This window comes from Synechococcus sp. O70.2, from assembly GCF_047462135.1.
In the GTDB taxonomy this organism is placed as follows: Bacteria; Cyanobacteriota; Cyanobacteriia; order Thermostichales; family Thermostichaceae; genus Thermostichus.
Window position 1 is genome coordinate 218,538 of record NZ_JANSIS010000002.1, and the last position, 26,190, is coordinate 244,727.

28 protein-coding genes are annotated in these 26,190 nt (G+C 60.1%); 20 read left to right on the forward strand and 8 right to left on the reverse strand.

The window, feature by feature from the left end; genetic code table 11:
* Positions 1–6 precede the first annotated feature (6 nt).
* Positions 7–606: a hypothetical protein gene (locus NW812_RS03590; RefSeq protein WP_414394128.1), complete on the forward strand. Its 600-nt coding sequence runs from the start codon at positions 7–9 to the stop codon at positions 604–606.
* Here the strand turns inward: NW812_RS03590 and rsmD are convergent.
* From rsmD to NW812_RS03610, 4 genes are all read right to left on the reverse strand, one after another.
* Entirely contained in the window at positions 603–1,154 is a 552-nt protein-coding gene (gene rsmD, locus NW812_RS03595) for a 16S rRNA (guanine(966)-N(2))-methyltransferase RsmD (RefSeq protein ID WP_414394130.1), read from the reverse strand. The genes NW812_RS03590 and rsmD overlap by 4 nt on opposite strands.
* A 4-nt stretch (positions 1,155–1,158) precedes the next feature.
* Entirely contained in the window at positions 1,159–2,049 is an 891-nt protein-coding gene (locus NW812_RS03600; protein WP_414394132.1) for a Sll0314/Alr1548 family TPR repeat-containing protein, read from the reverse strand.
* A 36-nt stretch (positions 2,050–2,085) separates the two neighbouring features.
* Entirely contained in the window at positions 2,086–2,784 is a 699-nt protein-coding gene (locus tag NW812_RS03605) for a HEAT repeat domain-containing protein (protein ID WP_414394134.1), read from the reverse strand.
* A gap of 338 nt (positions 2,785–3,122) precedes the next feature.
* Positions 3,123–3,902 carry an RNA methyltransferase gene (locus NW812_RS03610; RefSeq protein ID WP_414394135.1) on the reverse strand — a complete coding sequence of 260 codons (780 nt, stop codon included), beginning with the start codon at positions 3,900–3,902 and terminating at the stop codon, positions 3,123–3,125.
* A 53-nt stretch (positions 3,903–3,955) separates the two neighbouring features.
* Between NW812_RS03610 and NW812_RS03615 the strand changes: the two genes are divergently transcribed.
* From NW812_RS03615 to NW812_RS03645, 7 genes are all read left to right on the forward strand, one after another.
* A complete protein-coding gene (locus tag NW812_RS03615) occupies positions 3,956–4,513 on the forward strand; it encodes a hypothetical protein (protein WP_414394137.1) in 558 nt (185 codons plus the stop codon).
* Positions 4,510–5,415 carry a UDP-3-O-acyl-N-acetylglucosamine deacetylase gene (gene lpxC / locus NW812_RS03620; RefSeq protein WP_414394139.1) on the forward strand — a complete coding sequence of 302 codons (906 nt, stop codon included), beginning with the start codon at positions 4,510–4,512 and terminating at the stop codon, positions 5,413–5,415. Before NW812_RS03615 ends, lpxC begins: the two co-directional genes overlap by 4 nt.
* 86 nt (positions 5,416–5,501) lie before the next feature.
* Positions 5,502–6,002 carry a 3-hydroxyacyl-ACP dehydratase FabZ gene (gene fabZ / locus NW812_RS03625; protein WP_414394140.1) on the forward strand — a complete coding sequence of 167 codons (501 nt, stop codon included), beginning with the start codon at positions 5,502–5,504 and terminating at the stop codon, positions 6,000–6,002.
* A gap of 38 nt (positions 6,003–6,040) precedes the next feature.
* A complete protein-coding gene (locus NW812_RS03630; RefSeq protein ID WP_414394142.1) occupies positions 6,041–7,669 on the forward strand; it encodes a CocE/NonD family hydrolase in 1,629 nt (542 codons plus the stop codon).
* Between the two features lie 73 nt (positions 7,670–7,742).
* Positions 7,743–8,003, forward strand: coding sequence for a DUF6761 family protein (locus NW812_RS03635; RefSeq protein WP_414394144.1), 261 nt, complete (start codon positions 7,743–7,745; stop codon positions 8,001–8,003).
* Positions 8,004–8,033: 30 nt separating this feature from the next.
* Positions 8,034–8,624, forward strand: a complete 591-nt coding sequence (locus NW812_RS03640; RefSeq protein WP_414394146.1) for a hypothetical protein — start codon at positions 8,034–8,036, stop codon at positions 8,622–8,624.
* The gene (locus NW812_RS03645; RefSeq protein WP_414394148.1) at positions 8,582–9,829 is read left to right on the forward strand and encodes a hypothetical protein; all 1,248 of its coding nucleotides are present in this window, start codon (positions 8,582–8,584) and stop codon (positions 9,827–9,829) included. The genes NW812_RS03640 and NW812_RS03645 overlap by 43 nt, the downstream gene beginning before the upstream one ends.
* A gap of 54 nt (positions 9,830–9,883) precedes the next feature.
* Here the strand turns inward: NW812_RS03645 and sufR are convergent, their stop codons facing one another.
* The gene (gene sufR / locus NW812_RS03650; protein ID WP_414394150.1) at positions 9,884–10,609 is read right to left on the reverse strand and encodes an iron-sulfur cluster biosynthesis transcriptional regulator SufR; all 726 of its coding nucleotides are present in this window, start codon (positions 10,607–10,609) and stop codon (positions 9,884–9,886) included.
* A 131-nt stretch (positions 10,610–10,740) separates the two neighbouring features.
* Between sufR and sufB the strand changes: the two genes are divergently transcribed.
* From sufB to NW812_RS03680, 6 genes are all read left to right on the forward strand, one after another.
* On the forward strand, positions 10,741–12,177 hold the full coding sequence (gene sufB, locus NW812_RS03655) for a Fe-S cluster assembly protein SufB (protein WP_414394152.1): 1,437 nt from the start codon (positions 10,741–10,743) through the stop codon (positions 12,175–12,177).
* A 101-nt stretch (positions 12,178–12,278) separates the two neighbouring features.
* Entirely contained in the window at positions 12,279–13,052 is a 774-nt protein-coding gene (gene sufC / locus NW812_RS03660; protein WP_414394154.1) for a Fe-S cluster assembly ATPase SufC, read from the forward strand.
* Positions 13,049–14,356: a Fe-S cluster assembly protein SufD gene (gene sufD / locus NW812_RS03665; RefSeq protein WP_414394155.1), complete on the forward strand. Its 1,308-nt coding sequence runs from the start codon at positions 13,049–13,051 to the stop codon at positions 14,354–14,356. Before sufC ends, sufD begins: the two co-directional genes overlap by 4 nt.
* 247 nt (positions 14,357–14,603) lie before the next feature.
* Positions 14,604–15,050: an AbrB family transcriptional regulator gene (locus NW812_RS03670; RefSeq protein WP_414394157.1), complete on the forward strand. Its 447-nt coding sequence runs from the start codon at positions 14,604–14,606 to the stop codon at positions 15,048–15,050.
* A 131-nt stretch (positions 15,051–15,181) separates the two neighbouring features.
* On the forward strand, positions 15,182–16,567 hold the full coding sequence (locus tag NW812_RS03675; RefSeq protein WP_414394159.1) for a 1-acyl-sn-glycerol-3-phosphate acyltransferase: 1,386 nt from the start codon (positions 15,182–15,184) through the stop codon (positions 16,565–16,567).
* Positions 16,568–16,702: 135 nt separating this feature from the next.
* A complete protein-coding gene (locus NW812_RS03680; RefSeq protein ID WP_414394160.1) occupies positions 16,703–16,909 on the forward strand; it encodes a hypothetical protein in 207 nt (68 codons plus the stop codon).
* Here the strand turns inward: NW812_RS03680 and pyk are convergent.
* On the reverse strand, positions 16,906–18,747 hold the full coding sequence (gene pyk / locus NW812_RS03685) for a pyruvate kinase (protein ID WP_414394162.1): 1,842 nt from the start codon (positions 18,745–18,747) through the stop codon (positions 16,906–16,908). The genes NW812_RS03680 and pyk overlap by 4 nt on opposite strands.
* Positions 18,748–18,908: 161 nt before the next feature.
* On the opposite strand from pyk, the gene NW812_RS03690 reads away from it, so the two are divergent.
* A complete protein-coding gene (locus NW812_RS03690) occupies positions 18,909–19,151 on the forward strand; it encodes a hypothetical protein (protein ID WP_414394164.1) in 243 nt (80 codons plus the stop codon).
* 90 nt (positions 19,152–19,241) lie between these two features.
* Here NW812_RS03690 and NW812_RS03695 read toward each other — a convergent pair whose 3' ends face one another.
* Complete coding sequence (locus tag NW812_RS03695; RefSeq protein ID WP_414394166.1) at positions 19,242–20,750, reverse strand: UbiD family decarboxylase; 1,509 nt, start codon at positions 20,748–20,750, stop codon at positions 19,242–19,244.
* 218 nt (positions 20,751–20,968) lie between these two features.
* Between NW812_RS03695 and NW812_RS03700 the strand changes: the two genes are divergently transcribed.
* Together NW812_RS03700 and NW812_RS03705 are read left to right on the forward strand one after the other, a co-directional pair.
* Entirely contained in the window at positions 20,969–21,241 is a 273-nt protein-coding gene (locus NW812_RS03700) for a hypothetical protein (RefSeq protein ID WP_414394167.1), read from the forward strand.
* A gap of 203 nt (positions 21,242–21,444) precedes the next feature.
* Positions 21,445–22,218 carry a hypothetical protein gene (locus NW812_RS03705; RefSeq protein ID WP_414394399.1) on the forward strand — a complete coding sequence of 258 codons (774 nt, stop codon included), beginning with the start codon at positions 21,445–21,447 and terminating at the stop codon, positions 22,216–22,218.
* A 76-nt stretch (positions 22,219–22,294) separates the two neighbouring features.
* Here the strand turns inward: NW812_RS03705 and hpf are convergent, their stop codons facing one another.
* Complete coding sequence (gene hpf / locus NW812_RS03710; protein ID WP_414394169.1) at positions 22,295–22,876, reverse strand: ribosome hibernation-promoting factor, HPF/YfiA family; 582 nt, start codon at positions 22,874–22,876, stop codon at positions 22,295–22,297.
* Between the two features lie 610 nt (positions 22,877–23,486).
* Here hpf and NW812_RS03715 point away from each other — a divergent pair.
* The 3 genes from NW812_RS03715 to NW812_RS03725 all read left to right on the forward strand — a co-directional run bounded on the left by NW812_RS03715 (position 23,487) and on the right by NW812_RS03725 (position 26,179).
* Positions 23,487–24,695 carry an aminotransferase class I/II-fold pyridoxal phosphate-dependent enzyme gene (locus tag NW812_RS03715; protein ID WP_414394170.1) on the forward strand — a complete coding sequence of 403 codons (1,209 nt, stop codon included), beginning with the start codon at positions 23,487–23,489 and terminating at the stop codon, positions 24,693–24,695.
* A 216-nt stretch (positions 24,696–24,911) separates the two neighbouring features.
* On the forward strand, positions 24,912–25,523 hold the full coding sequence (locus NW812_RS03720; protein ID WP_414394171.1) for a hypothetical protein: 612 nt from the start codon (positions 24,912–24,914) through the stop codon (positions 25,521–25,523).
* Positions 25,524–25,735: 212 nt separating this feature from the next.
* Entirely contained in the window at positions 25,736–26,179 is a 444-nt protein-coding gene (locus NW812_RS03725; protein WP_414394172.1) for a hypothetical protein, read from the forward strand.
* Positions 26,180–26,190 lie beyond the last annotated feature (11 nt).

Below are 26,190 nucleotides of genomic sequence, written 5' to 3' on the forward strand. Positions count from 1 at the left end.
TTGCCAATGTTTCGACGGCCTCCTGCTGGTGGTCGAGCTGCTGCTCGTGGTCTTGCCTTCCTGCCCCGTTCTTGGGTACAGCTGGCCTTTGGCTTGTTGCTTGGCCTAGTGCTGGGTGTCGGTTCAGGTCTTTGGGCTACGGCTCAAGAACTGCCCGCCCGCCAGCAGCTCATTCCCAATCCCCAGCAGTTTCGGGCCCTAGAACAACCCAGCAGCGCTCTCAGCGCGTTGCGAGCTGAACAGTTGGCTGCTGAGGCCAACGCTGCCATTCAGGCCCAAAACTACGACCGAGCCATCGAGCTCCTGCAGCAGGTGTTTAACGCCTACAACCAGCGCTCCAACTACCACCAGGATCTCTCCCGCGCTTTTGCTGGGATCCAAAACCGCATCTCCGAAGAGCAGCGGGAGCTGGCCCGCGTTGCCGCCCAGGCTCGGGATCAGGCCGCCTACGACCTGGCCGTGGTTTATCGGGCTGCTGGGCGCCCTGAGGAGGCCGTGGGCTGGTTGATCCAGGTCATCAAAAGCCAAACCCCAACCCGGGAGCTAGGCACCCAGGCCTACCAGCAGCTGCTGGAAATTGGCTTTGTTAGCACTCCTTTTCCCTAGAGCTTTTCTTCCAGATTGCGGTAGAAAGCCAGCGCCGTTTGCCCATAAGCCCGCTGGTCGACGCGCAGCAGGGATCCCACCTGCTCTGGCAGCTTTTGGCCGCTGCGATGCTCGACAATCAAGGTTCCACCTGGCTTGAGCAAGGGCGGGATCAGCGGCAGAAGCGGGGCGTACAGACCGGCGTCATGGGGGGGATCAAAATAGACGTAATCGAAAGGATCCAAACCCAGGCCGCGGCTGAGCAGCTTGCGGGCATCCCCCTGAATCACCTGGAAAGATTGTCCCGGCTGAGCTACCTTTGCCCAGTTGGCCTGGATGAGGCGACAGGCCGGCGCAGCGATCTCAATGCCGGCCACAAAGGCTGCCCCATAGCACAAGGCTTCTGCCCCTACCGTGCCGGCTCCACAGCAGAGATCCAGCCAGCGACAGTCCTTCACCTGCCCCTGCAAAATGTTGAACAGGGCTTGCCTCACCCGCCCAGGGGTGGGCCGAGTTCCCCGGCCAGCAGGGGTTTGCAGCGTCCGTTTGCCACTGATGCGCAGGCCCATCGGTTTAGGGAGAGGGAGTCGGTGTAGGCAACTGGACAGTCAGCCCACTGCGCTGGGCGGCGCGATCCCGCTCCATCTGGATCTGCTCCACCAAGGCTTTCGGCAACTGGCTAGAGGCCTGCAAAGCCTGGTCGAAAAGGGGAACCGCCTCCCGGTCTTGACCCTTGGCAACCAGGATTTGCGCCTTGAGGTAGTAAAGTTCGGGGTTGTTGCAGGAAACAGCAATTGCCCGCTCCACTGCCGCCAGCGCTTCGTCATGGCGCTGCATATCCCGGTAGGCCAGCGCTTGGCCGCGGTAGGACAAATACTCAGGCGCTGCTAGGCGAAATTGGTTCAAAGCCTTCTCCCGATAGGTTAGCAGCAAGTCGATATAGCCGTTGAGAAGATTGAGCTCCGGGTCGCTGCTGTCTACTGCCTGGGCGGCGCGAATGGACGCAAACAATTGGTTGAGAGTGGGCAACGCCTTAGGCAAGCCGAGCACTACCCCTTCCCGCACCACAATGTTGGCCGCTTCCAACCCATAGCCCACGCCCTCGTACAGGTTGCCGCGCAAGGGATCCGTCTTCTTCAGCTCGGCGGCCACCTGGCGGGTTTGGGTGGCTAACTGGGCAAAAGCATCCAGATCCCCCTCCTGGTAGGCCAGCGCCGCCAGCAGGGCGTAGACCATCGGCTCCTGGGGAGAAGCTTGTCTAGCCTTCTCTAGCTTCTCCCGGCTCTGCGTGTAGCGGCCTGCGCAGAAGAACTCCTCAAAGGCACTAGCCACCTCTGGCTTGATGGGGCGGGCATTGGCCCCACTGCGGAAGGGATCCTGCGCCCAAACTGGCCCAGCCGCTGCCCATACCCAACACAGGATCCCTACCAGCGTGCTTACTCTGCTAAACCTGCGGCTTTTCATCCCCACGCCCGGATCAATGCCAGTTTGACCTGCTTTTTACCGCAGCAGTTGGGCAATGGAGGCAATGGCTGCCTCCTGGACCAGCTCATCCGTCTCATGGGCCAGGAGCTCGTGCAAAGGCCGAAGGGCGCGCGGATCCCCAATCTGACCAAGGGCACGAGCTGCCGCCTCCCGCACTGCCGGCTCCCTATCCGCAAGCTTGGTCAGCAAAGCCGGCACCGCCTCAACCGCCCGCATCTGCCCTAGACGGTAGATTGTTTGCACTTGGGCCTCCAGAGGAGTTGCCGCCAAGCTAGGCTCGTATCCAGAACCCTGATCTACCGGGGCAATAGCCGAGAGAGCCTGCAGAGCCTCCAGGGCACGATACCGCTCCACCCCGTTCAGGTGCGGCAGTTGAGCCAACAGGTTGTCAAAAGCCTGCTGCACCGGATCGGCAGCTGACGCCTGCTCAACGATGCGGGCAAGGTTTTGGTTGGCCTGCAGCTGTTGCCAAGACTGGAACAGGGTTAGGCCGGCAACCACCAAGGCAGCATCGGCCAAAATCGCCAGCAGCGCCAGGCCACCCCAGATTTTGCTGCGACGGCTGAGCTTGCGGATCTGCTTATCTACGTAGACAAAAGCCTGGTGCTGCCGCTCCCAAAAATCGGGGGCTACCTGCAGGGTTTGGGCGCTGAGATCAGGGGACAGAAGGTTTTCCTCACGGGCCACCTCCAAGCTTTGCAGCCTCTGGTTCAACCGAGAAAAGTGCCTTGTCCAGAGCCACGTAAACATTGGATCCCACCCTCTCTCCGATCCTGCCACTAGAAGCACGCCCGCCTGACACGGCAAGCTAGAGACCCTGCTCGCATCCCGTGTCAGGAAAAGTTTGCCGCCTTCCCCCTGCCGACGGGAGAACCTAAGCGCCAGGATAACAAAAGCTTCTGCCCCTCACCAGCCAGTCTTTGCAAGTTGCAACCCTGGCGGTTCAGGATGCTAGCGAATGGTCTGGGGTTGGGGCTGCGTACGGCTTTGCAACCGGGAGGAGCCGCCAGAGTGTACTGCCTGCCCGCCCCTACGGGATCCAAACCCCCGCATTAATCGTCTTGGGGGAGGTTTCGACGCCAGGCCGTTTGGCTCCATTGCAGTTGTCGCAAGATCCCGCGCAGCAGGGCCACCTCGGACACGGTCAAGCCGGCGCGGTGAAAGAGGGCGCGCAGCTTGAGCATCTTGCGGCGGGCCGTGTGGGGATACAGGTAGCCAATTTGCAATAGCAGCGCCTCCAGCTGGCCGAAAAAGCCCTCCAGCAATTCGAAGGGAGCTGGCTTGGAGAGGCCAGGGCTAGGCGGAAGCGGCGGATCTGGGCAAAGGAGGGTGCGCAGCTCGTAGCAGCAGATGCCCACCGCCTGAGCCAGGTTGAGGGAAGGGTAGGCCGGATCGGTGGGGATCTGGATTTGGCGATGGCAGAGGGCCAGCTCTTCGTTGCTCAAGCCCTGATCTTCAGGGCCAAACACCAAAGCCACAGGACCGGCGGCCAGTAGCTCGGGAAAGGCTTGGCGGGGAGATTGAACTTGCCACTCGGGGGGGTAGGGCTCGCGGCGGCCTGCAGTCCCGAAGACCTGGACACATCCCTGGAGGGCCTCCGCCAGAGTTGGCACTTGCCGGGCTTGGCGGAGCAAGTCGGCGCCATGCACAGCCATGGTAACTGCTTCGGGATCAAGGGGATCGCAGCGGGGATCCACCAAGACCCACTGTCGCAGACCCATGTTTTTCATCACGCGGGCAATGGCGCCCAGGTTGCGCGGCCCCACTGGTCGCACCAGGACAATCCGCACCTGGGCCAATTGTTCCTGAACCCTGGGGGAGGGTGTCTGCATCGCCTGGGGTTACGGATAGAGTAGAGGAACTAGATCCTGCCACAACTAGCCCTATGGGATCTGCTTACCGCTGCTGGCTAGGCCTGCTGTGTTTTGTGCTGCTGGGGCTTTGCTGGGGATCGGCGGCGCTGGCTGCGCAGGAAAGACTGTCCTCCACCTTAGAGCCGGCCCAGGGGGTTTCTCTAGCGGAGGCGCGACAGCGGTTGGAAGCCATTGCCGAGGCGATGCGCTCAATTCGCCTTTGCAACCGTCCCAATTGCCGCTACCGCGATATTTCCGTCGAGGTACATCCCATAGCAGGAGCCGAGCCCCCGGAGTACGAGGGCAGGATCGACGCCACTATCGACCGTCCCTCTGGCAGCTTCGACAGGGCCCGCTACCGGCTGCGATTCCAGGGAGGGCGTTGGCAGTTGCTGGGAGGCGAAGAGGTGTCCGATGTCTCCTCCTTCTTCTTCGAGGGAGATAGCTACGAGGTGTTCAGCGCCTACGGCACTCGCAGTCGCAAAGCCAGATTGGCAGACGCCAGCAGCAGCCTGCGCGTGGGCTACCGGGAGCTGTACTACCGGGTTTTCGACCAGGGCCAAGAGCGTCTTGCGGCAGGAGCCCCATGAGAAGTCAACAGCGCACCTTGGCCAGCTCTATTTCCCTAGAAGGCGTCGGCCTACACACCGGCCTGCCGGTCCGCTGCAGTCTCCACCCGGCCCCCGCTGGCAGCGGTCGGGTCTTCGTGCGGGTGGATCAGCCGGGCTCCCCTCCTATCCCTGCCCAGGTGGGATCCCTAGCTCCTGCTGCCCTCTGCACCCGCCTGCAGCAGGGATCTGCTCAGGTGCAGACGGTGGAACACCTCCTAGCTGCCCTTTACGTTCTGGGCATCGACAACTGCCGCATTGAGGTAGAAGGGCCAGAGCTGCCGATCCTCGATGGCTCGGCCCTGCCCTTTGTGGAGGCCATTGTCCAGGCCGGGATCTTGGCCCAGGAGCAACCCGCCCTGGTGGGCGTGGTTCAAGAGCCGGTTACCGTCTGGGCAGGGGAGGCTTTTGTCAGTGCCCTGCCCCACCCCGAGGCCCGCTTTACCTATGGCATCGAGTTTGCCGACTCTCCCATTGGCCAACAGTGGCTAAGCTGGAGAGAAGATAGGCCGGATTTTGTCTGCTCCATCGCAGCGGCGCGTACTTTTTCCCGCCAGCAAGATGCGGAGCTAGCCCGCCAACAGGGGCTAATCCAAGGGGGCAGCCTGGAAAACGCCATTGTCTGTACTGCAACCGCGTGGCTGGGACCCCTGCGCTACCCCGATGAGCCGGTGCGCCATAAGCTGATAGATTTACTAGGAGATCTCAGCCTGTTGGGCTGCCGCCTCCAGGGGCACATCGTGGCCTACAAGGCGGGGCATGCTCTGCACCACCGTCTGGCCAAACAGTTGCTAAGGAGCGGATCCCTCCAGATTCAAGCGGAGGCAACACCAGAAAGGGATCCTGGCTGCCACGGCAAGCTGGCCTCTCTCCTGCAGTCTTGACAGGATGCACTGCTCGCTATCGTGGGACTAGGCTGTTTCCCCTCTAGGCTTTGAGGTTGGTCTTCCAGCTCTTTTTTGGGTTTGCCATGTCCTCCGACGTCTGTCCTCCTCCCCCTCTCTCGGCTGAAGCAGCGGCTCAGTTGGCAGCTGCTCCCCCCGTTTTCACTACAGACCAAATCCTGGAGATTCTGCCCCACCGCTATCCCTTTTTGCTGGTGGACCGCGTGGTGGAGTATCTCCCAGGGCAGCGGGCAGTGGGCCTCAAAAACGTCACCTTCAATGAGCCTTTTTTCCAGGGACATTTTCCCAACCGCCCCATTATGCCCGGTGTCCTCATTGTTGAGGCCATGGCTCAGGTGGGAGGGATCGTCCTGACCAAGCTGCCGGATGCAGCCGGGCGCCTAGCTCTTTTTGCCGGCATCGATGGGGTACGCTTTCGCCGCCCCGTCCTGCCTGGAGATCAACTGCTGCTGTCAGCTGACCTGCTCACCATCCGGCAAAAGCGCATCGGCAAGATGTTCTGCCGGGCTCAGGTGGGGGGGCAATTGGTTACTGAAGGCGAGCTGATGTTTTCCTTGGTGGACTGAGTAACCTGTAGGAAAGCCTCACCGCGCCCCTCCAAACCATGCTGCCTGTACGTCCCCGGGAAACGGTTTCCATGTTAACCCGCGATGGGATCCAACTGGACGCGGATATCTATCGCCCCGAGGGGGAAGGGAGCTATCCGGTTTTGCTCATGCGGCAGCCCTATGGCCGGGCCATTGCTTCGACAGTGGTGTACGCCCATCCGCGCTGGTACGCAGCCCATGGCTATATTGTGGTCATCCAGGATGTGCGTGGGCGAGGCACTTCCAAAGGCTCCTTCTACCCCTTCCGCCACGAAGTTGAAGATGGGTTCGACGCCGTCAGCTGGGCGGCTGCTTTGCCAGGGAGCAACGGCGTGGTGGGTATGTACGGCTTTTCTTACCAGGGCATGACCCAGCTGTATGCCGCCTCCGCCCGTCCCAGCGCTTTGAAAACCATCTGCCCGGCAATGCTGCCCTACGACCTTTACGCGGATGCCGCCTACCCTGGGGGAGCCTTTGCCTTCTACAACAACCTCAGTTGGGCCCTGCAACTGGAAGCCGAGGGAGCACGCCGGCGGGGAGATGCCAGTGCCTATCAGGCCCTCTTCAAGGCGTCGCGCAACCTGCCCCTCCACGACCCTATCCCCCTCAAGCCGGGCGTGCTGCAGCAATATGCGCCCCAGTCTTATTACTTCGACTGGCTGGATCACAGCGAGCCGGACGACTACTGGCGCCAGCTCTCCCCTCGGGTGGAGGCGGTGGACCTGCCAATGCTGCACATTGCCGGCTGGTTTGACAGCTACCTGAGTGGCAGCCTACGCCTCTACAAGGAGATGAGTGCCCGCAGCCAAAACCCCCAATACCTGGTTGTCGGGCCGTGGGCCCACCTCCCTTGGGGGCGCAGGGTGGGAGCGCTGGATTTTGGCCCTGAGGCCGTCAGCCCCATCGATCGGCTGCAGGTGCGCTGGTTTGACCAATTCCTCAAAGGCAAGGACACAGGGATCCTCCAAGAGCCGCCGGTGCGCCTGTTCGAGATGGGCTCCAACCGCTGGCGCACCCTTGAGGCCTGGCCCAACCCTGAGCCAAAAGCTCTTTACCTGCACAGCACTGGCCTAGCTGCCCTTTCCGAACTCGAGGGATCCCTCCGCCCGGAGCCCCCGCCGAGGCAGCAGTCGGATACTTTTGTGCACGATCCCTGGCGACCGGTACCCGCCCTGGGGGGTCACCTGGTTTACCCTGCCGGACCCCAAGAGCGCTCCGCTGTTGACTGCCGCGCCGATGTTCTTACCTACACCACTCCCCCTCTAGAAACCGACCTCCTCCTGGCGGGGGACATCACGGCAGAGCTCTACGTCGAGGCGGACAGCCCCAGCTTTGATCTCTGCGCCGTGCTCTCGGTGGTGAGGCCGGATGGCCAGGTGTATAACTTTTCCCAGGGCTACCGCCGTCTGCGGGATCCCCAGCCCAATGTCCCCATTGGGATCCCCTGTCAGCCCACCTGTATCCGCATTCCCCGTGGTCACGCTCTACGCCTTAGCCTAAGCGCAGCCTGTTTCCCTGCCTACCCCGTTAACCCAGGTACAGGCCAGCGGGAGGAGCGGCAAATGGAAGCCCGCATTCTCACCCTGACTCTTCACAGCGGCGGCAACACGCCTTCGCGGCTAATCTTGCCCGTTCTTGAGGAATAGTGCGGCTTTGCAATCTCTGCTTAACAAACGAAAATCAAACGCTAGGATGAGACCAGGTGGGCAAAAGATCGCCATGTTGCAGGACCAAAAGCTAATCCGGCACTATCAAGCTCTAACCGATGCGCTGGTGGACAGTTGGCATCGCGGCTATCAGCGCATTGACGAGCTACGGCTGCTGGTGGACGGCTACCTGCTGGCCTTGCGAACTGGCAAGCAATTAGAGCCCTTTGAGATCTACCGCCTCGAAGATGAGGTCAACCGCTTCCTCTACGATCCCTCCAACTTCAAGGAGCCGGAACTGGAGCGGGAGACGGAGAGAACGCGGGGTTACTAACTTATCGACCAGTGGGCTGAGACCAGTCCTATGGCAGTCTGGGATACCCTGGCCACTTCCCGACGCCCGACTCTATTGGGATCTGGCCTCGGCCTGGGAATAGCCCTGACCCTCTGGTACGGGGCGTTTGGCTACCACGTACTGCAAATTGGGATCTGGCTGCTGAGCATTTTGCTGGTGGGGCTGTATGTGGCCCAGTTTCCCCCGGCTCAGCCCCCTTGGGATCCGACGCGGCTGCGCTGGCGCCAGGAGCTGCTGCACCTAGAGCTGTTGGCGTTGGTTTTTGCTCCCCTCTACCTCTACGACCTGGCCAACATCCCTTTTCAAATCAACACCGACGAGATTGTCATCACCTCCATGGCTCGTCGGGCTTCCGGGGTGCGCTACCCCGATCTCTTTGGGTTGATGCCAGAGTACTTCTATTTCCCCCGCTTTATGTTTAGCCTCTTTGGCGGCCTGACGCGGCTGATGGGAGGAGTCACCCTAGTCAATGTGCGCACGGTGCATGCCGCCTTTGGGGTGATTACTATTCTGGTGGCCTACGGGTTTTTCGGTCGTTCTGGAACTCCCGGCTGGCCTTGGCAGGAGCGGCCCTTCTGGGATCCAACCACGCCTTGTTAGGCATTAGCCGCATGGCCATGCGGGAAAACCTGATTGTGCTGGTGGAGTGTGCAGCTCTGGCCCTGATCTTGAAGGGCGTGCGGGAAAAAAATCCCCTGCTTTTGTATTTGGGGGGAGGGGCAGCGGCTTTCTCCCTCTACGGCTATTTGCCAGGGCGCGTGGTGATCCTGTTGGGACTCCTGTTTGGCGTTCTGTACTTGCTCTTGGGGCGGGAGGATCTGCAGGCCAACCCCGTTTGGACCCTAGCCAAGCTGACAGTGCCGGCAGCGCTGGGATTTTTTCTGGTGGCCGCGCCCATTCTGGTAGCCACCGCCACTGCCCCCCCAGAAAGCGCCGAGTATGCCCGCCAGCAATTTCTCTTTTTCCCCGAGGGGCGGGCGCTGCAGCAAATGTGGGTGAATGCGGCTACGCCGGCAGAGGGGGTGTGGTGCAACATCCGCAATGGCCTGAGCATGTTCAACGACCCCAGCCAGCACGACCGGGGCTATATCTATTCCAACTACGGCCATGCCTTTGTGGATCCCTTGACAGGGATCTTGATTTGGCTAGAGCTGGGATCTGGGCTCTACCGCGTCCTCAGGGGGTGCAGCCAGCCGCACGACTGGCTCTGTATTGGCAGTTTCCTGTTTCTTTACCTGCTCTTTAGCCTGGCTATCACCAAAGCCCCCAACTATACCCGCCTGCTCGTGATCCTGCCCTTTGTAGCCTACCTAACCCTGGAAGGGATCCAGAGGCTAGTTGCTTTCCTAGAATGCTGGGGATCCACCGTAACAGCAGTAGCGATGGCGGGCACCATCCTCCTCATTGGAGGCTGGAACTTGGCCATTTGGGGCGACTTTGTCCACAAGGGCTCGACGCAGGGCAACGACGTGGGAGCCACCGGGCGCTACGTGGCCGCTCGACAGAGGGATCCCAACCACCGCTTCTATTTGGCTGCTAGCGCCGCCTACCCCTATTTCAGTTGGGGAGAGCCTGCCTACTGGCAAAGTTGGATTCAATTTTTTGCCGGGCAAGAACAAGAGGTGAAGGTTTTTCCCCCCGAGACGTTGCTTAGCCAAGACCTAGAGCCGCCGTTTACCCTGTTTATGAACGAGGGGGTATGGGAGCAGCAAGGGGCAGCGCTGCGGCGGCGCTTTCCCAAGGGTCAGCTGCATCGGATTCCAGCAGAGCGAGGGCTGTGGGCCTTTGAGGTGGCGGATCCTTAAGACTATGGCTGCTCTTGCCTGTCTTCTGAAGGCGTCACCTTCTCGGGGCTGGGCCTAGGAAGGGATCCCTGCAGAGGAGCCTGGCTTGGCAATCCAGTAGCCGCACTGGTGCTCCCCGTTAACTTGCCAGCTGAGGCGCTCCACCCGACAATCGGGCAGAGCAGCGGCAAACATCTCCAGCTCATGGCCGCAGACGCTGGGAAAACGCTGGGCAATCTGGGCAATGGCGCAATGGTGCTCCACCAGGACGTACTGCTCGACATACTGCTCAGAGCCTTCTGCTGGCCTGGGGGCAGCCAGGTGGTTGGGATAGGGGTAGTACTCGGCCATGTAGCCTTCTGCCTGGCGCAACTGTACCAGGCGCTCTAGCCGCTCGGCCAGGGATCCGGATCCCATCTGGGCTTGGTACTCCTGGGCTTTGCGTTGCCACTGCTGCTGGAGCAGGGATCCCATCTGTTCGGCTCCCAAGGTTTCGGCCAGCGTGTTGAGTAGGCCCAGGGCAAACTCGTCGTAGCGGGCAGGGAACTGCGCTTCCCCCTGGGGGCTAAGCTGATAGAAGTGCTGGGGACGGCCAAGGCCGCTGGGTTGAGCGACATGGCGGATCAGTCCCTCCGCCTCCAGATCCTTGAGGTGGCGGCGAATGGCCTGGGGAGAAATGCCCAAGTGCTCTGCTAGGGTTTGGGCAGTAGCCTGTCCTGCCTTGCGCAGGTAGATCAAAATAGCCTGCTTACTGGAAGTAGGCTGGGTAGCCTGGCCGGCGATCCTACGTGCTCGGTTCACCGTTGTCCTCCTGCCTATTTTGACAACGGGATCATTGCTAAAGTAACTTGAGGATTAGTTAAGCAACAACTATGTTGTTTTAGTTGGCCGTCTGTTCTTGCGCGCTTCTAATCCCTACTTGAGAGCCACCCATGTCTAAGAGCGTCCGCGCCCTGGTTAACCAGCCCTACAAGTACGGCTTTGTTACCGACATCCCTTCAGAATCCATCGGCAAGGGCCTAAACGAGGACATCATTCGCCAAATCTGGGCCAAAAAGGGGGAGCCGGACTTCATGCTGGAGTTCCGGCTGCGGGCCTACCGCCAGTGGCTGAAGATGAGCGAGCCCACTTGGCCAAACGTGACCTACCCCCCCATTGACTACCAAAACATCGTCTATTACTCGGCCCCCAAGGTGCGGGAGAAGAAAAAGAGCCTGGACGAAGTGGATCCGGTGCTGCTGGAGACTTTTGAAAAATTGGGGATCCCGCTGTCTGAACAGAAGCGACTGGCCAATGTAGCGGTGGACGCCATTTTCGACAGCGTCTCGGTGGCCACCACCTTCCGGGAAAAGCTGGCCAAGGAAGGGATCATCTTCTGCTCCATGTCGGAGGCGCTGCGGGAGTATCCCGAGCTGGTGCGTAAGTACTTGGGCACGGTGGTGCCTATCGCCGACAACTACTACGCGGCGCTGAACTCGGCGGTATTTAGCGACGGCTCCTTTGTCTATGTGCCCAAGGGGGTGCGCTGCCCCATGGAGCTCTCGACCTATTTCCGTATCAACAACAGCGAGTCGGGCCAGTTCGAGCGCACCTTGATCATTGCCGACGAGGGATCCTACGTCAGCTACCTGGAGGGCTGCACGGCCCCCATGTTCGACACCAACCAACTGCACGCGGCGGTGGTGGAACTAATTGCCCTGGACAACGCCGAAATCAAGTACTCGACGGTGCAGAACTGGTATGCCGGCGACGAAAACGGCAGGGGCGGCATCTACAACTTTGTTACCAAGCGCGGCCTCTGCCAGGGGGCCAACTCTAAGATCTCCTGGACGCAGGTGGAGACTGGCTCCGCCATCACCTGGAAGTATCCAAGCTGTGTGTTGGTGGGGGAAAACTCGGTGGGCGAGTTTTACTCAGTTGCCCTGACCAACCACTACCAGCAGGCCGATACCGGCACCAAGATGATCCACATAGGCCGCAACACCCGCAGCCGAATTATCTCCAAAGGGATCTCGGCGGGGCACTCCAGAAACAGCTACCGCGGCTTGGTGAAAATTGGGCCGAAGGCAGAGGGCGCCCGCAACTTTTCCCAGTGTGATTCGCTGCTGATTGGGGATCAGTGCAGCGCCAACACCTTCCCCTACATTGAAGTGCAAAACAACACCGCCAAAGTGGAGCACGAAGCCTCAACCTCTAAGATTGGAGAAGAGCAGTTGTTTTACTTTCAGTCGCGCGGCATCTCTGCAGAGGATGCTGTGTCTATGATCATCAGCGGCTTCTGCCGGGAGGTGTTTAACCAACTGCCCATGGAGTTTGCCGTCGAGGCAGATCGCTTGCTGAGCTTGAAGCTAGAGGGATCCGTTGGCTAGATCCCCAGCAAGCTGAATTGGCCATTGCCGGCTTACTTTAGCTAGCTGCGCGATCCCAGGGTGAACGCTCGTCCGGAGTTCATTCAAGAGCAACCGCTGAGATGATCCGGGAAAACAGCCCTGTCATTTTATCTGTCCGCGATCTCACCGCTGAGATCGACGGCACCCCTATCCTCAAGGGGGTAAACCTGGAAGTTCGGGCCGGCGAGATCCACGCCATCATGGGGCCAAATGGCTCTGGGAAAAGCACCTTCTCCAAGATCCTGGCCGGCCACCCGGACTACCGGGTAACTGGGGGTGAGATCCTCTATTTGGGCAAGGATCTCTTGGCCATGGAACCGGAGGAGCGGGCCTGGGCTGGGATCTTTTTGGCCTTTCAATACCCCATCGAGATTCCAGGGGTAAGCAACTTGGATTTTCTGCGGGCTGCCTACAACGCCCGGCAGAAATACCGGGATCAGCCGGAAATGGATCCCCTCGAGTTTGACGACTTCGTGCGCCAAAAGCTGGAGCTAGTCAAAATGGATCCGGCTTTTTTGGAGCGCCCCGTCAACGAGGGGTTTTCTGGCGGCGAGAAAAAGCGCAACGAGATCCTGCAGATGGCCGTGCTGGAGCCGACCCTGGCCATTTTGGACGAGACGGACTCTGGCCTCGACATCGACGCGCTGCGCATCGTTGCCCAGGGCATCAACCAGCTGGCCGGCCCCGAGAAGGCCATACTCCTCATTACCCACTACCAGCGCCTGCTGGAGTATGTGACCCCTGACTATGTGCATGTGATGGAAGGGGGGCGCATTGTCCTTAGCGGGGACAAGACTTTGGCGCTAGAGCTGGAAAAGCGGGGCTACGACTGGCTTAGGGAGGAGGTGGGATGAGCGCTGCGGTGCCCAAGTCGTCGGTTGGAGAAAGCGACGCTGCCAGTTTTGGCCGCTCCTTTCTGGAGCACATTCTTAGCCAAATCCCGGAGGTGGAGGACTCCCACGCCACTCTGCGACAGCAGGCCCGTGCCCAACTGGCGGAACTGGGGATCCCCACTCCGCGCGAAGAGGACTGGAAATACAGCGACCTCTCGCCGCTAGTGGCCCACGCCTTTCGCTTGGCCGGCCCTGGGGAGGGGGATGTGAACCGGGCCACTCTGGAGCCCTGGCTGTGGTCGGAAAGCCGCCACAGCTATGCCGTCTTTGTCAACGGCTACTTCGCTCCCCACCTTTCTGACTTGAGCGGCCTGCCGTCGGCGCTGCGCCTTGCTCCCCTCAGCCAGGCTGCCTCTGGAGGGTTGCAAACCATCGCCAAGGTCGATGTCTTCAGCGCCCTCAACACCGCCCACCTAGGCGGCGGGATCCAGATTGAGCTCTTGCCCCACGAGAAGGTTTTGCCGCCCTTGCATCTACTCTGGATAACCGTGGCCCCTGAAGGAGAGGCGGTTTTGGCCCAGCCCCGCTGCCTGCTGACTTTGCCAGCCTACAGCTCCCTCACCCTAATTGAAGACCACCTTTCCTGGGGCTCGGGGATCCCCTTCAGCAACGTGGTTACCGAGATTGCCTTGGAAGAAGGATCCCGCCTGCACCACATCCTCGTCCAGCGGCAGGGATCCCAGGCCTTTCACATCAACCAAACCGCCGTGCGCCAGGGCCGCTACAGCCACTACCGGCTGCAGGCCCTCCAGTGGGGATCCCAGTTTTCCCGCCACAACCTGGAGCTGGCCCAGGTGGAGCCCCAGGCCCACACCCACCTGCGGGGGCTGACCCTGTTGAAGGGATCCCAGCACAGCGACACCCACTCCCGCCTGCGGCATCAGGCCCCCCAGGGTAGTAGCCGCCAACTGCACAAGTGCATTGTCGACGAGACAGCCCGTGCCGTCTTCAGCGGGCGCATTCTGGTCAGCCGAGAAGCCCAACTGACCGACGCGGCCCAAACCAACCGCAACCTCCTCTTAAGCCCCAAGGCGCGAGTGGATACCCGGCCCCAACTGGAGATCTTCGCCGACAACGTCAAATGCACCCACGGAGCCACCGTGGGCCAACTGGAGGCGGAAGAGATCTTCTACCTGCAAAGCCGCGGCATTCCCTTGGCCCAAGCCCGCCAACTGCTCACCTATGCCTTTGCCGCCGAGATCCTAGAGGGGATCCCTGTAGCTCAGCTTCCCTCCCTAGTAGCCCAGCAGTTGGCGCCCGGCTAATTTCCGGAAAAGATGAGCACTTGCCGCTAGCTGAGGCCTTCTTCTAACCGTCTTGCCAAGCCATTTGGGCAAAACAAATCCCCTCTCTCTGCTGCTTTATCCAGAGCCAGAACACCCATTGAACGCCCAATTGAGAAGAGCCTTTCTCCCCTAGAGTAAACACGACCTGGAGCGGAGCTGCAAGCTTTTGGTTGCAGAAGTACTTCAGGAGGTTATGATCCTAGAGAGGGCTGTAGGGTATTAGAAAATGTTGGATGTACCACCACAACCCCTAACTGGCAAGGCTCTCTTGCAGAAGATAGAAGCTTTGGGGCACCTTCCGCGCCGGGAAACGGCAAAGCGCTGTGGCTACGTAACCGTGACCAAGAACAACAAGCTCCGCGTCAACTTAAACGCTTTTTACGATGCGGTGCTGGCAGCAAAAGGTCTCAGCCTCGGCCCAAGTAGCCGTGAAAAGCGCGGTCGCGAGCCCTCCTTTCGCGTCAGCGTTCACAAAAATGGGCAGATCATCATCGGGTCTGCCTACACCAAGCAGATGAATCTCAAGCCTGGCGATGAGTTTGAGATCCACCTAGGCTACAAGCACATTCACCTCAAGCAGGTGTTAAACGGCCAGGTCATGGAAGACTCAGCCGCAGGAGAAGCTGCCCCCAAAAAGACACGGGGCCGCCGGAAAAAAGCAGCAGGAGGTTGAAAACCTTCTGAGCAGAGGGAGCCCAGTTGAGCAACTGTTGCAGCGGGGCTTTTTTGCCTCTTCGCCCTCTTTAAGAGGGGATCCAAAGCCTAGGTTCACCAAGCGTGCCAACCCTAGATTTGAGGATCCCTATGCCGCAGACGGTTCAACCTCCCCTCCAGTTTCTGCCGCCACGATTGACGCCTTGGGTGGTTCGTTTTGTCCAAACCGGCTTGCCTTTTTGGTTGCGCTGGACCAAAGGGATCCCGCGCGTTGAGGTGGAGGGAGGGGAGCGCTTGGCTCAGCTTTATCAGCAATTTGAAGCAGGCAAGATTCGCTTGTTGGTAGCCTTTCGCCACCCCACCCTCGATGACCCTCCCTGTCTGCTGTACCTGTTTGCTCACCTTTTGCCTCAGGTGGCCCGGCAACAGGGGATCCGGCTGCGGCAGCGGCCCCACGTCCTGTTTGTCTACGACCGCGGCCTGCCGCTGTGGCTGGGGGCCATTGCCAGTTGGGGCTTGCCCCGGCTAGGCGGGATCCCCATTCTGCGGGGCCGTCTGGATCGGGCAGGGCTGAAGAGTTCCCGCGAGCAGCTAGTCTCAGGTCCCTATCCGTTGGCCGTGGCACCCGAGGGAACCATCAACGGCATGAGTGGGCTGCTCAACCCCCTGGAACCGGGAGTGGCCCAGTTGAGCTTCTGGGCAGTGGAAGATCTGCTCAAGGCAGGTCGGCCAGAGGAAGTGCTGATCCTACCCGTGGGCCTCTGCTACCAGTACTTGAGGGATCCCCGGGCAGCCCTCGACAGGTTGCTCCGCCGCATGGAGGCCAACTGCCACCTGCCAACCGGGCGCTCAGCCCATGTCGGCAAAGAATCTCTCATGGCCCGCTTGCTCCGCTTGGCTGAACACCTCATTCAGACCCTGGAGAACTTCTACGAGCGCTTCTATGCCCCCACTTTGCCTGCGGCAACTTGGGCCAAGCGGGGAGAAGGAGGGGATCTGCGGACACGTCTGCAAAGCTTATTGGATCTGGCTTTGCGCGTGGCTGAGCAGCGCTTTGGCTTGCAACCTCAGGGAGACCTCATCGAGCGGCGACATCGCCTTGAGCAGGCAGGCTGGTCTTGGATCTACCGGGAAGATATTCCCGATGTTGCTGCCCTCTCTGCAGTAGAAAAAAGCCTAGCCAATCGCATTGCCTCGGAGGCCACTTTCCACCTCTGGCATATGCGCTTGGTGGAGACCCTAATGGTATTTGCCGTCCGCCCTCTACCCGAGCGGCCTAGCCTAGAGGAACTGGCCGAAACTGCCCTGCGGCTGTGGAACCTCCTGGCTTGGATCAAAGGCCAGAATCCCTTGGTCGCTCCTCCTCAGCTGGGGCCGCGGCTAGCCCATTTCCGCATCGGGGAGCCCCTCTCCGTCTCAGAGCGCTGGCCCACCTACCAGGCCAACCGCCGGCAAGCTATCCAAGCTCTGACCCAGGATCTGCAGGCAGCAATGGAGCGGCTACTGCCCTCTCCTGTGGCCATCCCTGCGGGCTAACCCAAGCGAGCGTCCAAGAAGTTTTTTTAAGGCATTCTGGACAAACAAGACAAATCTTTGCATTAGGAGAAGGGAAGCTTCTGGCTCTTGCGGTAGAAAGATAGCAAAAAGGATCAGAGGGGTTGGCCTTCGTCAATGTCTGAAGAGCTGCTCCGCGCCATTCGCAAACGCGACCTCGAGGCCGCTACACTGGCTGTCCAGCAGCTGCGTTCCCAATGGCGTCTCAGTGAGGCAGCAATTACCTCGATGGTGATGGTGGCCGTGGAGCGGTTAGCTTGGGATGAAGGCGATCGGGCCGCCGCCAGGTGGCTGTTGCGCCGCTGCTCCCGACGACGGCGCTAGAAGCCTAAACCCTCGCTGCCGGCAGTAACCAGGCCTCTCTCCGCGTCCAAAGTAACAATAGCTCCGTCGCGGATGAGGCGCGTGGCATCTTTAACCCCCACCACCACCGGCACTCCCAGTCGCAGAGCAATTACGGCTGCGTGGGAGGAGACGCCGTCCTCTTCAGTAATGACTCCAGCCGCCTGCTTGATCGCCTCTACATAGCTAGCATCAGTGGCGCGGGCAACCAGGATATCGCCAGGGGTAATCTTGCTGGCCTCAAGGCCGGAGCGGAGAATACGGGCAGGGCCGCTGACGGTGCCTTTGCCAAACCCTCTGCCTCTAGCCACCACCGCCTTCACCACTTCTACCTTGATAAGGTCAGTGGAGCCGGAAATGCCTGGCAGGGTGCCGGCAGTGAGCACCACCAAATCCCCGTCCTTGAGCAGGCCTTCTTCCTGGGCTACGTTAATGGCGGCTTGAAGGGTCTGGCGGCTGGTAGGCAAATCCAGAACCAACAGCGGGCGTACCCCCCACACCAACTGCAGCTGCCGCGCCACCTCCACATGGGGTGTTACGGCCAGGATGGGAGTGCGCGGGCGAAACCGCGAGACATTGCGGGCTGTGGCTCCGGTTTTGGTTAGGGTCATCACGGCTACCGCGTCCAGCTCCTCGGCAATTTCCCCCACGGCGCGGCTAATGGAATCGGCTATCAGGGCTTTGGGACGCAGCGAATTATCCTCGGCACAGCTACCCCTAGTCTGGCTCAACTCTTGCCGGGCAAGAGCGCGCAGGTGGTGGCGGCGATCCGCGTAGAGGGGATTAAAGTAGTCCTGTTCGATGCGCAGGGCAATGCGGGCCATGGTGGCCACCGCCTCGACAGGATACTTGCCCACCGCCGTCTCATTGGAGAGCATAACGGCATCGGTGCCGTCCAAAATGGCATTGGCTACATCCGAGATCTCAGCGCGGGTGGGGCGAGGGCTATGGGCCATGCTGTCCAGCATCTGGGTAGCGGTGATGACCGGGATCCCCAGGCAGTTGGCCATGGCGATGATCCGCTTCTGCAAGATCGGCACCTCTTCTGCCGGCAGCTCCACGCCCAGATCTCCCCGCGCCACCATCACCCCGTCGCTAAGAGCCAGGATCTGGGGCAGTTGCTGGATAGCCTCGTGTTTTTCAATCTTGACGATGATGGGAACTCGCTTGCCAGCGGCAGCCATCAGTTCCCGCAGCTCCAGAACATCCGAGGGATCGCGGACAAAGCTGAGGGCCACCCAGTCGACCCCTTGGTTGAGGCCGAAGTAGAGGTCTTCTTTGTCTTTTTCAGTAACGGCGCGGATGCTGAGGCGCACGCCGGGGAAGTTCACTCCCTTGTTGTCGGAGAGGGTGCCGCCGACAATGGTGCGGCAGAAGAGCTCGCCCGCTGCCGGATCCACTGCCTCCACGCGCATCTCCACTCGACCGTCATCCAGAAGGATGGTTGCTCCCTCCGGCACCTCTTGGGCCAGCTTGTCGTAGGTAACCCAACTGCGCTCCTGCGTTCCCAAAATGGGTTTGCTGGTGAGGACAAACGGATCCCCGCTCTTGAGGGTAATCGGGCCTTCGGCAAACTTGCCCAGGCGGATCTTGGGCCCCTGCAGGTCTTGCAAAATGGCAACCTGGATCCCCAGATCCATCGCCGTTTGGCGGATGAGGCGGATGTTGCGGCGGTGGAGATCGTGATCTCCATGGGAAAAGTTCAGGCGAAGGGTGGTTGCCCCTTGCAGGATCATCTCCCTGAGAATGGCTGGATCAGAGCTGGCGGGGCCAAGGGTAGCCACAATCTTGGTGCGTCGAAAAGACTCGCTTAAGTGCATGGCAATCTTTTCCGGGGAGAGCAGATCAAGATTGTTCCCCCACGCAGGGATCTCCTTGATACGATAGCCCGTAGTGTCTTTTTTGAGACCTTGCTTTCTAAGATTCCCAGTCCAGGAAAATGGGGTGAGCGCAGCTTCAAGTTTGGGTTGGGAGTGAAGCCATGCCGATAGCTTCTGAATACGCCTTTCCCTTTGAGCACCACCAAAAGTTTTCCCTGGATAACCCCACCATCTCTAGCCCTGGCGTCTCCAAACGGGAATACGTGGCTAGCAGGCTACTGCAAGGTATCCTGAGCAACTCCCAGACCCCCGTTGGCAACTTGTCTCCTGAGCAGCGCCAGGCCCTAGTCTATACGGCGGTGATGCTGGCAGACGAGCTGTTAGCCGCCCTTGGTGCCCAGTAGGCTTAAGCCCACCCTCGCCATAGCCCACTGAAGGCAAGGGTAAGCAACCCAGAACAGCGCTTGTTGCACCCGCCAGCCCCTCAGCCACCTCTAGAACTCGTAGCCAAATAGGCGCGGATCCGCCGGCTGCAAGTTGAGATCGGCCAGGCCGTATTCCGCCCAGCGGCGATCCACCAGGCGAGCCACTTCCGGATCCGGAGCCAGCGGCTGCCGCCAGGGGGTGTCCGTTTCCGGCGGGATCTTGGTCGTGGCGTCGATTCCCATTTTGCCCCCCAGGCCCCGCTTTTCGGTGGCAAAGTCCAAGGCGTCAAAGGGATTGTCCGGCAAGATGAACACATCCCGCTGCGGATCCACCCGCGAGCACAGACACCAAAGCACCTGCCGCGGATCCCGCACGTTGATGTCCTTGTCCACCACAATCACAAACTTGGTGTAGCTAAATTGAGGCAAGGCGCTCCAAAAAGCTAGGGCCGCCCGCCGCGCTTGGCCGGGGTAGGCCTTGTCAATGGACAAAATGGCCACCTTGTAGCCCAGGCCCTCCATCGGCAAAAAGAAGTCCACGATCTCCGGCACCTGCTGCCTAAGGATGGGGGTGTAGATGCGGTTTAGGGCCAGGGCCATCACGTCGTTTTCCTTGGGGGGCTTGCCGCTAAAGGTAGTGAGGTAAATCGGATCGCGGCGGTGGGTGAGGCAGTGGAAGCGAATTAAAGGAGCCTGCTCGTTGCGAGGGCCGTAGTAGCCAATGTGATCCCCAGCGGGACCGTCGGGGGCCACCTCCCCTGGGGTTATGGTGCCTTCCAAGACAATCTCGGCGTGGGCCGGCACTTCCAGATCCACCGTTTTGCAGCGGGCTAGGGGCAATCCCTCTCCGGTGTAGAGACCGGCAAACAGCCACTCGGAGAGATCCACCGGCAAGGGCGTGGCCGCCGCCAGGATCACGGCGGGATCTACCCCGATGGCCACTGCCACTTCCAGCTTCCGGCCCAGGGCCGCCGCCTTGCGCAGGTGCCGAGTTGCCCCCCGCACCGACAGCCACTGCACCGTCATGGTATTGCGGCTTTGCAGTTGCAGGCGGTACACCCCCACATTGGGAATGCCATTTTCCGGATCTTTGGTAACCATCAGGCCCAAGGTCAGCACCCGCCCAGCGTCGCCGGGATAGACCCGCAACAGGGGCAGTTGCGTGAGATCCACCGCCTCATCGCGCAGCACCACTTGCTGGCAAGGAGGAAGTAGCTCCCGGCTGGGTCGAGCTTTGAAGACGCGGAACAGCGCCTGTCCCAGCTCCACCGCCTGGGCAAAGTCTTTTGGCGGGCGCGGCTGGTAGAGCAAGGCCAGCTTCTTTCCCAGCTCCTCCAACTCTTGCGGCCGCTCCATCCCCAGCGCCCAGCAGATGCGCTCCACTGTGCCCAGGGCGTTGATGAGCAGGGGCATGGAGGATCCCTTGACCCGCTCAAACAGCAGCGCCGGGCCACCGCAGGCCAAGAGGCGATCGGCAATTTCGGCAATTTCCAGCTCGGGATCCACCTCGGCGGTCACGCGGCGGAGCTGGCCACGGGATTCTAGGAGGGCAATGAAGCGGCGCAGATCTCTGGGCATGAAGGGAGCACTTGCAGAAGCTGAGGGTCAACCTGCAGGGCAGGCCGGATGTCTTCCTCCAAGGGCAGTACTGCTGTGCTCTCGATCTTGGCCTCTCTTGTAGGCAGGAGTCCACTCTCCTGGCTTTACGGCCAACTGCCTAGCGGCAAGGCAAAGCAATTTGCCAGAACCCTCTGCATGGCAGTAGAGTAGCCTCAAGTCTTGCCTGTGAGGTCAGCATGTTGTCCATCCCGCCAGGGCTGCGCTCCCGTTGCTTCTGGGCAGGGATCCCCCTAGCCTGCTCTTTGGTTTTGGGGATCTGCTGGAGGGCTGCGGCTCCCTCTTCCACCCAGGATCTTTTCCCTCCCATCCCTACTCCGCCACCACCCCTGCCTTCTCCTAGCGGCACGCCTGGCCTTCCGCCCTGGTGGCCCCGTGAGCAGTCGCCCCAGGAGCAAGGTTCTCCCTACACTGTGGTCTTGTCGGGCTTTTTGCAGGGGTTAGCTGCCTAAGGAGGGGCCCTCTCCCAGCAAGGGATCCTGCTCTGGACAGCCGAAGGCAAGCTGCTGGCCGAGCACCTCCTAGATCAACCCTTGCCGGTAGGAGCCTTGGATCAGTTGGCCCTCAGCCTGATGGCGCTAGAGACCTGGGGCCACGAGCATCGCTTTACACCACCGGCTATCGCTCCGGCCAGCGCCTGAAGGGAGACTTGGTTGTGGTGGGGGGCGGGGATCCCTATTTCCGGGAGACCAATGTCGTCGAGCTGGCGCGCCACCTGCACGGCCTTGGCATTCGCCAGATTGACGGCGAGGTAAAGGTGGTGCCCCCCTTCCGCTTGCTGGGCCAGCCTGACGCTCTAGCTAGCGCCCGCCGGCTTACCGAACTCCTTCGGGATCCCCAACAGCCCTACCCTGTAGCCCTCGGCGGCTCTGGATCAACGCTAGAGGAACTGCCTGCTGAGCTCCATTGCCTGGTTAGCTATACCTCGCCGCCCTTGGGATCCCTGCTGCAAATGCTCAACAGCAACATCGACCGGGCCATGGCAGCAGCCCTGCTGGCGGAACTGGGAGGCCCCAGAGCCCTGGTGGAGTACCTGCGGCGGCGCTTGGTAACTGAGCCGGCTGCCCAGTTGGATCCTGCCCTCCTCCCCAGCGAAGCAGAGATTCGTCTAGAGGGGCAGGAACTGCATCTCTCCCCCCGTGCCCTGGCCCATCTGTGGCAGCATCTGCTGGCAGCCCCATACGAGAATCCAGCGCGGATCCTACCTGTAGCCGTCCTTGGCCACAGCCCCCTGCAGCTGCGCACCTTACCTCCCGGCACGGTCGCCCAGGTGGGATCGGCCCCCAATCGCCTGATGATGTTGGGACAGTTGCCAGATGGCACCTATTTCGTCTTGCTCAACCATGGGCCTGACCTGGGCAGCTTGCGCCAACACCAGGATCAGTTCCTGCACCAGCTGTTGCCTGTTGGGAAGTCTCTTGGCGTCTGAGGGCTTAGACGAAGGCTAGACGCAATCGCTAGGGCAAAATGGGGAACCTACAGCGGGGCTGCCAAGCATCTTGCAGCTAGCTGCTAGGGTGGGGGCGGATCAAGCCATAGCCACCGTGCTTGCGGACATAGAGGACGTTGATCTCGCCGTTTTCGATGTTGCGGAACACGTAGAAGTCGTGATCCACCAGCTCCAACTGGTGCATCGCCTCCTCAACCGTCATGGGCGGCATGGCGAAATACTTGGTGCGCACTACCTCAGGGGGCAGCTCCGCTTGCCGATTCATATTCACAGGATTTGTGGGCGGCTGCTGGGCCACCGCCACTGAAGTTTTGGGAGAATGGCGGATGCGGTGAACGCCATTGCGCTCTTTGTACTTGCGCAGCTTGCGGGCTATTTTGTCGGCCACTCGGTCAATGCTGGCGTAAAGGTTTTCAGTACTTTCTTCCGCTCGAATGACAGTGCCATTGGCGTAAACGGTAACTTCGGCAGATTGGTTGGCACTGATGCGGGGGTTGCGGGCTACCGACAGATTGACATCCACTTCGCTGGTGATCTGAGCAAAATGGCCAACAGCTCGCTCGATTTTTTCCTGAACGTAGCTGCGGATGGCATCGGTAATTTCGATGTTTTTTCCTTGGATCACAAGCTTCGCCATGGAAACTCTCCCGAGTGTGTCAGTCTACGCCTCAAGTGAGTGCCTAACCTTTGCAAGAAGCTTCCACACCCTCCCCGCCCGCCAACTGGCCAAAGGGGGCAATGAAAGTTGACTAAAGTGCGGCTTTTGCAAGGGCACTAACCTTTGGAGTTAAGTCTAGGTTAACACCTCACTCTTGGCTTTGAACTGGAGATTAAGGATAAATTTAGATTGCCTTAATTTTTGATTGATCCAACTTCCCTGCTGAATTCGGGAGACTAAACGACCGGAATTTTCCCTCTCCTGCCGAATTGCAGTCCACAACTTCCTTCTGGCTTTCCTAGCCAGCTAAGCGACTCCCTTATTTTTGCTTGGAACTGCCGTGCTACTTTATCCTATTATACAAGAAGCGACGTTGGCTGCCTTGTCTAAACTAGCTAAGCTAATAACCAAAGGAAGTGAAGAGATGTTGACTGAAGTTAAGCTTTCCATCAAGATCGGGATTCCACACCAATATTGGCGTCAGTAGGTCCAAAAAGTGGCCTTCGGCTTCTGGAGATTGCTCTCGAAGCAAGTTGGGGTGGAAAAGGGGGGGGAGTTGGCAAGGATCCCGTCGAAGGTAGCTGAGCTGTTGGACAGAGCGGAAGCGGCCCTGGGGGAGCGGTTTCGGGCAGTAGACCAAGTTCTCAGGCAGAACCTGGCCCGGGTATTGCAAGCCTTCCGCGACCAGCAGGTGGGCTCCCATCACTTTGCCGGCGTATCGGGCTACGGCCACGACGACCAGGGGCGGGAGGTTTTGGACCGAGTGTTTGCCCAGATCATGGGCTGCGAGGCGGCGCTGGTGCGGCTGCAGATGGTCTCCGGCACCCACGCCATTGCCTGTGCTTTGTTTGGGGTGCTGCGCCCAGGGGATGAGCTGTTGGCCATCACTGGCCCCCCCTACGACACTCTGGAGGAGGTCATTGGGATAAGGGGATCCGGCCAGGGATCCTTGCGGGAGTTCGGTGTTACCTATCGCCAGTTGGATCTGCGAGAAGGAGATGTCGATTGGCAGGCCTTGAAAACCGCCCTCAAGCCGCAAACACGCTTGGTTTACATCCAGCGCTCCTGTGGCTATGCCTGGCGACCCAGCTTCTCCATTGCCCAGATTGCCAAGATGATCCAGATGGTCAAGGCGCAAAACCCCGAAGTGGTGGTCTTGGTGGACAATTGCTACGGCGAGTTTGTGGAAACCCAAGAGCCCACCCACGTAGGCGCAGATTTGATTGCTGGATCTCTAATCAAAAACCCAGGTGGCACCCTGGCCCCGGCAGGGGGCTATGTGGCAGGGCGAGCCGAACTGGTGGAGAAAGCTGCCTGCCGGCTGACGGCACCAGGGATCGGCTCGGAAGGAGGAGCAACTTTCGATCTCAACCGCCTGCTGTTCCAAGGGCTGTTCTTAGCTCCGCAAATGGTGGCCGAGGCCGTCAAGATTGCTCACCTGGCCGCCCAGGTGTTCCATGACTTAGGCTATCCCGTCTCTCCGCTGCCCCAAGCACCCCGCACTGACATCATTCAGGCCATTCAACTGGGATCCCCACAGAAGCTGCAGGCCTTTTGCCGCGCCATCCAAAGCAGCTCCCCGGTAGATTCCTATCTCACCCCAATTCCAGAGGTGATGCCCGGCTACGCCGATCCAGTGGTGATGGCGGCGGGCACGTTTGTGGCCGGCAGCAGCGCGGAGCTCTCCGCCGATGGACCGCTGCGGGAGCCCTACATTGTCTATTTACAAGGAGGAACCCATCTCAGCCACGGGCGGCTGGCCCTAGAGGCTGTCTTGCAAGCTTGGGAGGAGCTGTGATGGCCGTTCCTGTCCCCCTTCTGGGGGGTAGAATTGAAATCCAGAGCCTCGATGGGGAAGTTGCCTCCTATTGCTCCACGGTTCCGCCGTTGGGGAGCCTGGCTAGCCTTTAGTTGGGTGGCCCTGACAGGTGGCTGCCAGCTATTAGACCTAGGGAGAGCCCCGCTGGCATCTGTCCTAGGAAGAGACAGCCAGACCCTAAGGGGAGGCCTCACAGTGGAGGACAAGGTTAGTCGCGCCTATGGCAGCTACTGGGATGGGATCCCTGTAGTAGCCAAGGCTGGGCAAATCCTGATTGCCACCTTGGAGAGTGAAGAGTTTGACCCCTATCTGGAGCTGGTGGACGAGCAGGGACGGGTGATCGGCTTTGATGATGACTCGGGCCTAGATGTCAACGCCCTCTTGGCAGTGCGGCTGCCGCAGGAAGGCACCTACACCCTGCGGGCCACTAGTTTTGAGCCGGCTGCCAGCGGCTCCTACCGGCTGACCTATACCCTCACGCAGGTCAATTGGCAGCAAACCCTATCGGGCCGCCTCCACGCGGGATCCCTTCAGCACCCGGAAGATGGCAGTTGGATGGAGGAATACCCTATCACTGCTCGCCCTGGCCAAATCCTGGTCGCCTCCTTGACCAGCTTTGACTTCGATGCCTTCTTGCAACTGTTAGATCCGGAGGGGAAGGTGATGGCTTGGGATGACGACCAGGGTGGCGGCACCGATGCCCTGTTAATTGCCTTTTTGCCTCGCAGCGGCACGTACACCCTCCGAGCCAACACCTACAAGCCAAGACAGGAGGGGGCCTACGTATTGCAGTACTCCTTGCACTAGCCTCCCAGCCTGCTAAGCTTCTCCTGCTCCCTCTCTTCTCGCTAGTGTTTCGCAGCTGAAGGGAAAGGCAGATCCCAGGCTAGACTTAGTTTAGAATATCTTCAGGATTTAGCTTTAGCAATCCGGAGACGCCGATCCCAGCTTTCTTGATCCGGGCTGAGGATGGCAAAAGCCTGTTCCAAAGTTAATCGTCTGTAACGGAGGAGGTTCCTATGGCCATTTCCACGGGTCTTCCCAGCCCGCTGCCGCAGCAAGAAACTTCTCCGGAGCAAGGCAACGGCCTCAATTTGGCTCCTCGGCCTGCCAGTGCTGATCTACCGGCTGCTCAGGAGGGGGGAGAGAGGATCGGCCCGCCAGTGTTTCCCAGCCCTGTGAAGTTCAGCGAGATTGAGATCGACCAGCGACCAGTAGGGGCCTCCACCCTAAAGGTGGTGGATTACTTTGCGGATGGACGTCCAGTTGCGGCTGCCACGCTAAAAGTGGTCGATACCTGGGGCGAAGGGCGCCCAATAGTTGCCTCTGGCCTCAAATTCGTCCATGACCCCGCCCTCAACCGCCCGGTGATGGCAGGTGGTCTGAAGATTGCCAAAACTTTTCTTGGCAACCGACCCATTGAAGCCAGCCCTCACAAAGGATCCGCGGGCGAGCCTGTGTGAGGCCAGACTGC

What these genes read in the sequence shown, in the direction of transcription:
- NW812_RS03695 (WP_414394166.1), bottom strand. Translation starts at nt 20,750, where the DNA reads ATGCCCAGAGATCTGCGCCGCTTCATTGCCCTCCTAGAATCCCGTGGC.
- NW812_RS03630 (WP_414394142.1), top strand. Translation starts at nt 6,041, where the DNA reads ATGCTGCCTGTACGTCCCCGGGAAACGGTTTCCATGTTAACCCGCGAT.
- NW812_RS03690 (WP_414394164.1), top strand. Translation starts at nt 18,909, where the DNA reads ATGCCGATAGCTTCTGAATACGCCTTTCCCTTTGAGCACCACCAAAAG.
- NW812_RS03615 (WP_414394137.1), top strand. Translation starts at nt 3,956, where the DNA reads ATGGGATCTGCTTACCGCTGCTGGCTAGGCCTGCTGTGTTTTGTGCTG.
- NW812_RS03635 (WP_414394144.1), top strand. Translation starts at nt 7,743, where the DNA reads ATGTTGCAGGACCAAAAGCTAATCCGGCACTATCAAGCTCTAACCGAT.
- hpf (WP_414394169.1), bottom strand. Translation starts at nt 22,876, where the DNA reads ATGGCGAAGCTTGTGATCCAAGGAAAAAACATCGAAATTACCGATGCC.
- NW812_RS03590 (WP_414394128.1), top strand. Translation starts at nt 7, where the DNA reads ATGTTTCGACGGCCTCCTGCTGGTGGTCGAGCTGCTGCTCGTGGTCTT.
- pyk (WP_414394162.1), bottom strand. Translation starts at nt 18,747, where the DNA reads ATGCACTTAAGCGAGTCTTTTCGACGCACCAAGATTGTGGCTACCCTT.
- NW812_RS03725 (WP_414394172.1), top strand. Translation starts at nt 25,736, where the DNA reads ATGGCCATTTCCACGGGTCTTCCCAGCCCGCTGCCGCAGCAAGAAACT.
- NW812_RS03675 (WP_414394159.1), top strand. Translation starts at nt 15,182, where the DNA reads ATGCCGCAGACGGTTCAACCTCCCCTCCAGTTTCTGCCGCCACGATTG.
- rsmD (WP_414394130.1), bottom strand. Translation starts at nt 1,154, where the DNA reads ATGGGCCTGCGCATCAGTGGCAAACGGACGCTGCAAACCCCTGCTGGC.
- NW812_RS03700 (WP_414394167.1), top strand. Translation starts at nt 20,969, where the DNA reads ATGTTGTCCATCCCGCCAGGGCTGCGCTCCCGTTGCTTCTGGGCAGGG.
- sufC (WP_414394154.1), top strand. Translation starts at nt 12,279, where the DNA reads ATGATCCGGGAAAACAGCCCTGTCATTTTATCTGTCCGCGATCTCACC.
- sufB (WP_414394152.1), top strand. Translation starts at nt 10,741, where the DNA reads ATGTCTAAGAGCGTCCGCGCCCTGGTTAACCAGCCCTACAAGTACGGC.
- NW812_RS03640 (WP_414394146.1), top strand. Translation starts at nt 8,034, where the DNA reads ATGGCAGTCTGGGATACCCTGGCCACTTCCCGACGCCCGACTCTATTG.
- lpxC (WP_414394139.1), top strand. Translation starts at nt 4,510, where the DNA reads ATGAGAAGTCAACAGCGCACCTTGGCCAGCTCTATTTCCCTAGAAGGC.
- fabZ (WP_414394140.1), top strand. Translation starts at nt 5,502, where the DNA reads ATGTCCTCCGACGTCTGTCCTCCTCCCCCTCTCTCGGCTGAAGCAGCG.
- NW812_RS03670 (WP_414394157.1), top strand. Translation starts at nt 14,604, where the DNA reads ATGTTGGATGTACCACCACAACCCCTAACTGGCAAGGCTCTCTTGCAG.
- NW812_RS03680 (WP_414394160.1), top strand. Translation starts at nt 16,703, where the DNA reads ATGTCTGAAGAGCTGCTCCGCGCCATTCGCAAACGCGACCTCGAGGCC.
- sufD (WP_414394155.1), top strand. Translation starts at nt 13,049, where the DNA reads ATGAGCGCTGCGGTGCCCAAGTCGTCGGTTGGAGAAAGCGACGCTGCC.
- NW812_RS03600 (WP_414394132.1), bottom strand. Translation starts at nt 2,049, where the DNA reads ATGAAAAGCCGCAGGTTTAGCAGAGTAAGCACGCTGGTAGGGATCCTG.
- NW812_RS03610 (WP_414394135.1), bottom strand. Translation starts at nt 3,902, where the DNA reads ATGCAGACACCCTCCCCCAGGGTTCAGGAACAATTGGCCCAGGTGCGG.